Source organism: Segatella salivae DSM 15606 (assembly GCF_000185845.1).
Classification (GTDB): Bacteria; Bacteroidota; Bacteroidia; order Bacteroidales; family Bacteroidaceae; genus Prevotella; species Prevotella salivae.
In genome coordinates this window covers 1,843,728-1,848,318 of the sequence record NZ_GL629647.1, presented here as the reverse complement: position 1 = coordinate 1,848,318, position 4,591 = coordinate 1,843,728, and the positions used below count along the sequence as shown (strand labels likewise).

At 41.9% G+C, this 4,591-nt stretch carries 4 protein-coding genes; 3 read left to right on the top strand and 1 reads right to left on the bottom strand.

Features of this window, described 5'->3' with window-relative positions:
* Nucleotides 1–72: 72 nt before the first annotated feature.
* From HMPREF9420_RS07500 to mutS, 3 genes are all read left to right on the top strand, one after another.
* Nucleotides 73–423 carry a type II toxin-antitoxin system RelE/ParE family toxin gene (locus HMPREF9420_RS07500; RefSeq protein ID WP_007134957.1) on the top strand — a complete coding sequence of 117 codons (351 nt, stop codon included), beginning with the start codon at nt 73–75 and terminating at the stop codon, nt 421–423.
* 3 nt (nt 424–426) lie between these two features.
* Nucleotides 427–738 (top strand): helix-turn-helix domain-containing protein, encoded by a 312-nt coding sequence (locus tag HMPREF9420_RS07495; RefSeq protein ID WP_007134956.1) that lies wholly within the window; start codon nt 427–429, stop codon nt 736–738.
* Between the two features lie 253 nt (nt 739–991).
* Nucleotides 992–3,652, top strand: a complete 2,661-nt coding sequence (gene mutS / locus HMPREF9420_RS07490) for a DNA mismatch repair protein MutS (protein WP_007134955.1) — start codon at nt 992–994, stop codon at nt 3,650–3,652.
* A gap of 129 nt (nt 3,653–3,781) precedes the next feature.
* On the opposite strand, the gene HMPREF9420_RS07485 is transcribed toward mutS, so the two are convergent.
* Entirely contained in the window at nt 3,782–4,507 is a 726-nt protein-coding gene (locus tag HMPREF9420_RS07485) for a nitroreductase family protein (protein WP_007134954.1), read from the bottom strand.
* Between the last annotated feature and the right edge of the window lie 84 nt (nt 4,508–4,591).

Genomic DNA, 4,591 nt, shown 5'->3' with positions numbered 1-4,591 from the left:
CTTGAAAAATATATTATGTAATAAATATATTCCATTTATTTGGAAATATAGAATAAATAAATTACTTTTGCCATGGATGAACAAATAAGAGAAATTTTCTATTCAGAAGACTATGAATCCTTTTATAGTATGCTGAATGTTAGACAACAAGAAAAGTATGATTATGTAGAACATATCATCAAAACACAGCGTATTGTGAATAGTAAATTCATTAAAAAGATAGAAGGAAGTGAGTTTTATGAGGCAAGAATTTCAGTGGGTAGTGATGAATATAGAACGATAGTCTTTGCAATAAACGCAAGTAATTTTGTTGACTGTTCACAAGTTTTGTTTCTGAATTCCTTTCTTAAGAAGGATAAAAAGCAATATAAGAAAGAGGTTAGGAAGGCTGAAAAACTAATTGAAAAATATTTGGAGGATTGATATATGAAGAAACTTGATGCAGAAAAATTGGCTCAATTGCGCACTTCGAGTGAGCATTTTAATGAGAAATATGGCCCAATAGATAGTCCTGAACGCAAGGCTTTTGAGGCACGTGCCAATGCATATTACTATGCAGAACTATTGAAAACGCAGCGCAAAATGCAAAAACTCACCCAACAACAATTGGCAGAAATGATAGGTAAAAAGCGTGAATATATCTCGCAGATAGAGCGTGGTAACAGTGATATGCAACTATCAACCTTTTTGCAAATTGCTAATGCTTTGGGCCTGAAATTTGCCATGGTAGTGGGTTGATTCTTTTTATTTATTAGATTCGGGCAATGAATTTTGAAATTAGGAAGCATTGATTTGTAAATCGAACAATAGAAAATTAGATTCAAGAAGGCTTGTTTTTATTACTTAGAATGTCAGAAAGAAGCGCATAAGTATCCTCTTTACTCCCCTTTCTTCAAACTTAACGTTAATGCTTCCTAATTGGTTTCTTTGTCTCATGAGATTTCTGTAACTTTGTATAATTAAAGGTTTTGATAGAAAAGAAAGAATAAAGATGGCAGTACAAGACAAAGGTTTGACCCCTATGATGAAGCAGTTTTTCTCGATGAAAGCAAAGCATCCCGAGGCGTTGATGCTGTTTCGTTGTGGCGATTTCTATGAAACCTATGGTGAAGATGCCGTTATTGCTGCCGGAATCTTGGGCATCACACTGACCAAACGCAATAATTCGGCCGAAAATTCTGTTGAGATGGCCGGCTTTCCTCATCATGCTTTAGACACCTATCTGCCGAAACTCATTCGTGCAGGAAAGCGTGTTGCCATCTGCGATCAATTGGAAGATCCGAAGAAAAAGCGTGAGCAGATTAAGGGAAAGAAGGGGCTTACCGAGATGGATAAGATGGTGAAACGAGGCATAACCGAACTCGTTACGCCGGGAGTAGCCATGACCGACACGGTGTTGAACTATAAAGAAAACAATTTCTTGGCTGCCGTGCACTTTGGAAAGGCCTCTTGTGGCATCAGCTTTTTGGATATTTCAACCGGTGAATTCCTTACTGGCGAGGGCACATACGACTATGTTGAGAAGTTGTTGGGCAACTTTTCGCCGAAAGAAGTGCTGTATAACCGCGACCATAAGCAAGATTTTGAACGCTATTTTGGTTCAAAACATTGTGTGTTTGAAATGGATGAATGGGTGTTTTCCGAGCAGAATGCACGGCAAAAACTATTGAAACACTTTGGCACAAAGTCGCTTAAAGGCTTTGGTGTAGAGCACATGAAGAACGGAATCATTGCGGGTGGTGCCATTCTTCAATATTTGGAACTGACTCAGCACACGCAAATCAACCATATAACTTCGCTTTCTCGCATCGAAGAAGATAAGTATGTGCGCTTAGATCGGTTTACAATCAGGTCGTTGGAACTCATTGCTCCAATGCAGGAAGACGGCAGTTCGCTGCTGAATGTCATTGATCGCACGGTAACAGCAATGGGTGGTCGCATGCTCAGACGATGGCTTGTGTTCCCATTAAAAGACGTTGCTCCCATCAAGGAACGCCTTGATATTGTAGATTATTTCTTTCAAAAGCCATCGTTCCGACAGCTTGTTGATGAGCAACTTCATCGTGTGGGCGACCTTGAACGCATTGTTTCTAAGGTGGCTGTTGGGCGTGTTTCGCCTCGTGAAATCGTACAACTCAAGAATGCACTTGACGCGGTAAGACCGATTAAAGAGGCTTGTCTTTATTCAGAAAATGAGGCATTGAAGCGTGTTGGTGAACAGCTAAACCTTTGTGAAAGCATAAAAACACGCATCGAAAAAGAGATACAACCCGACCCACCTCAGCTTGTTGCGAAAGGTGATGTCATAGCAGATGGCTACAACAAAGAACTCGATGAGCTGCGCACAATGCGTAGAAACGGAAAGGATTATCTGTTGAAAATCCAAGAGGACGAGGCCGAAGCAACAGGCATTTTAAGTTTGAAGGTGGGCTTTAATAACGTCTTTGGGTATTATCTTGAGGTGAGAAACACCTTCAAAAATAAGGTTCCTGAGACATGGATTCGCAAGCAAACACTGGCACAGGCAGAGCGATATATCACCCCAGAACTAAAAGAATATGAGGAGAAAATCCTTGGCGCTGACGAGAAAATCATGGCATTAGAGGCCCGACTTTTCAATGAATTGGTGTTGGCTATGCAAGACTTTATCCCACAAATTCAAATCAATGCCACCCTTTTGGCACGTGTGGACTGCTTGTTAAGCTTCGCTAAAATATCGGAAGAAAACACTTATATCAGGCCCCAAATTGACGATAGTGATGTGCTCGATATACGCCAAGGACGTCACCCAGTGATTGAAACTCAGCTGCCGATTGGCGAGCATTATGTGCCTAACGACGTATATCTTGACACGCAAAAGCAGCAGGTAATGATGATCACGGGACCGAATATGGCTGGTAAATCGGCGTTGCTTCGTCAGACGGCCCTTATTGTTTTATTGGCTCAAGTGGGGTGTTTCGTACCGGCAGAGCGGGCAAGTATTGGGCTCGTTGATAAGATATTTACGCGCGTTGGGGCCAGCGATAACCTCTCATTAGGCGAGTCTACGTTCATGGTTGAGATGACAGAGGCCGCCAATATCCTAAATAATGTGTCACCACGTAGCCTCGTATTGTTTGATGAACTCGGTCGAGGCACGAGCACTTATGACGGCATAAGTATCGCTTGGGCCATAGTAGAATACTTGCATGAACAGGCAAAAGCCCGTGCAAGAACACTCTTTGCAACCCACTATCACGAGCTAAATGAGATGGAAAAAAACTTCGTTCGCATTAAAAATTACAATGTAAGTGTGAAGGAAGTTGACGGCAAAGTGATCTTCCTTCGCAAGCTAATGCGGGGCGGAAGTGAGCATAGTTTCGGTATACATGTGGCTGAAATAGCCGGTATGCCACGTTCGATAGTCAAGCGAGCCAACACTATTCTGAAGGAGTTAGAGGCCGATAATTCGGGTGTAGGGCGTGCAGGTAAGCCCAATACCAATAAGATTGCTGAGCACAGAGACGGCATGGAACTCAGCTTTTTCCAGCTCGATGACCCCTTGTTGGCCCAGATTCGCGATGAAATCCTTGAGCTTGATGTGAATAATCTCACGCCTGTTGAAGCACTCAATAAGCTCAATGACATCAAAAAACTGCTGAAAGGAAAATGATTTTTAATGCATAATGCATTATTCATAATGCATAATTGTTGGCTAATTTTATTCATAATGCATTATTCGTCATGCATGATGATGATTAGTTCTGCCGTATAAAAGGTTTTTATTTGGCAGAATTAATGTTTAAATTCGATGATATTGTTCTTCAAATGGAATTCTGAATCGTTCACCTCTAACGCCATCTGGTAAACGAATTCCACACGGAAGAACCATGTTTATTTCGCAATCATGGGGCAGATGTAGGGCCTTTTTCACCAACAAACTATCGAAACCTTCGAGTGGACACGTATCATATCCGGCCTCACTCATGGCCAACATAAACGTTTGTGCAGCCAAAGCACAGCTCTTGTGCACGACAACTTGCATGTCGCTTTCACTCACTTGACGCGTGATAGGGCGGAAAAGACCGACACCTTGGGCCAATACTTTGCGCACAAGGCCCCACAAACCGAAGCCCCGTGAATAAATAAAGGGAATGAGTTTGGCATAGTATAGCGTTTGCTTTTTAATGCGTTTCTCCTGTTTTTCAGCCGGACTATTACGCTTGATTTCCTCAATACCCTCGGCAAGTACCGCTTTTGCATGTTGCTTATACAGGCTTTGTCGTGTCACAAACACTACGATTTGTTGGGCCGAACGTGTTGACAACTGGTCTAAACATGCCTTGCTCAGCTGCTCCATCACCTTTTTATCCGTGACATGATAGGCCTCCCAGAGTTGCAAATTCGAACTCGTCGGCGCCAATGTAGCCTGTTCTATACAATCTTTCACGACCTCAGCATCTAATGGTTTGGCTGGATCAAAATGCCGAACCGCCCTTCTATGATTCAAAATCTCTCGTAAACTCATCGTCTTTTACTATTTTCTATCTTCTTCTGCTTTCAATAGAAGTTGAGTGAAGATTGATAGTTTCTTATCTGTTATTTTCCAATT

Coding starts and splice junctions, on each gene's coding strand:
- HMPREF9420_RS07500 (WP_007134957.1), top strand. CDS start 73: ATGGATGAACAAATAAGAGAAATTTTCTATTCAGAAGACTATGAATCC.
- HMPREF9420_RS07495 (WP_007134956.1), top strand. CDS start 427: ATGAAGAAACTTGATGCAGAAAAATTGGCTCAATTGCGCACTTCGAGT.
- mutS (WP_007134955.1), top strand. CDS start 992: ATGGCAGTACAAGACAAAGGTTTGACCCCTATGATGAAGCAGTTTTTC.
- HMPREF9420_RS07485 (WP_007134954.1), bottom strand. CDS start 4,507: ATGAGTTTACGAGAGATTTTGAATCATAGAAGGGCGGTTCGGCATTTT.